This window comes from Nocardia seriolae NBRC 15557, from assembly GCF_007990715.1.
Lineage (GTDB): Bacteria > Actinomycetota > Actinomycetes > Mycobacteriales > Mycobacteriaceae > Nocardia > Nocardia seriolae.
In genome coordinates this window covers 1-1028 of sequence record NZ_BJWY01000273.1, presented here as the reverse complement: position 1 = coordinate 1028, position 1028 = coordinate 1, and the positions used below count along the sequence as shown (strand labels likewise).

General features: G+C 67.4%; 1 protein-coding gene. It reads left to right on the top strand.

From position 1 onward, the window contains the following. Positions 1-90: 90 nt before the first annotated feature. A complete protein-coding gene (locus tag NS2_RS35680) occupies positions 91-993 on the top strand; it encodes a DUF8020 domain-containing protein (RefSeq protein ID WP_500862377.1) in 903 nt (300 codons plus the stop codon). Positions 994-1028 lie beyond the last annotated feature (35 nt).

Below are 1028 nucleotides of genomic sequence, written 5' to 3'. Positions count from 1 at the left end.
AGTACTAGGCGGCCGCCGGGTAGTCGTAGGCCGCACCGCCATCACCACCGATCGTTGTGGAATCACCCTGCGGGACAAGGTCTCTCACGTGTGGACAACGTCTCTCGGGTGGCAACGGCGGCGTGGACGCCCCTACGAAGGATCGGGACATCGAATGAAACTCCGCAGCACCACCTCGGCTGCCGTACTGATCACCGGCGCACTGCTCGCCGGCACGGGCACGGCGCACGCCGATCCCGCCGTCCCGGCCACCCCGCCGATCCGGGGATCAAGTACTCGCTCAAGGTCGTCGGCACCACGGTCGTGGCCTCGCTGCGGGGCGCGAAGTTCGCGCTGAGCGAGCAGGACGGCGCGACCCCCGAAGCCCCGAAGACACCGGTGGCCACCATCAAGGACGACACCGGCGCGACCGTCCTGTCGCCGACCCTCGACTATCGAATCGGCGACGTCCGAATCCCGGTCGCGGCGATCGCGAAGAACGACGACACCGTCCTCGAGATCACCCCGACGAAACCGGCCGGAACACGACTCCCCACCCAGCCGCTCCCCCTCCAGCCCATCGCCTCCCCGACCGAGGACCAGAAGGCCCTCAACGAATTCAGCGGCAAGCTCTCGGTAGCCGGTCAGGTCGGCGCATTGGTCGGCGGCATAATCGGTTTCGCCGTCGGCTGCATCACCACCATCGCCCTCGGCTGCCTCCCCGGCGGCGTCGCCGGAGTCCCCGCCGGCGGCATCATCGGCGGCCTGGTAGCAGGCGGCCCCACCCTGATCGCCGCGGGCATAGACCTCCTGAACACGGCCGGCACATCCTCGCCGGGGAAATGCGCCAGACTCGGTGCCAATACCGCCTCGATTTCGAGACGGGTGATCGTGGTCTTCAGCCCCGCCAACGGGCGGTCATTACTTCTGCCGTCGACGACCACGATCTTCGCGAGGTCATATCCCATCCGCTTTGCGGTACTGCGGATCCGATCCTCATCCCAGGCTTGCTGAACGCCGGACACGTCGCTTCGGAGTAGGGTCGACCA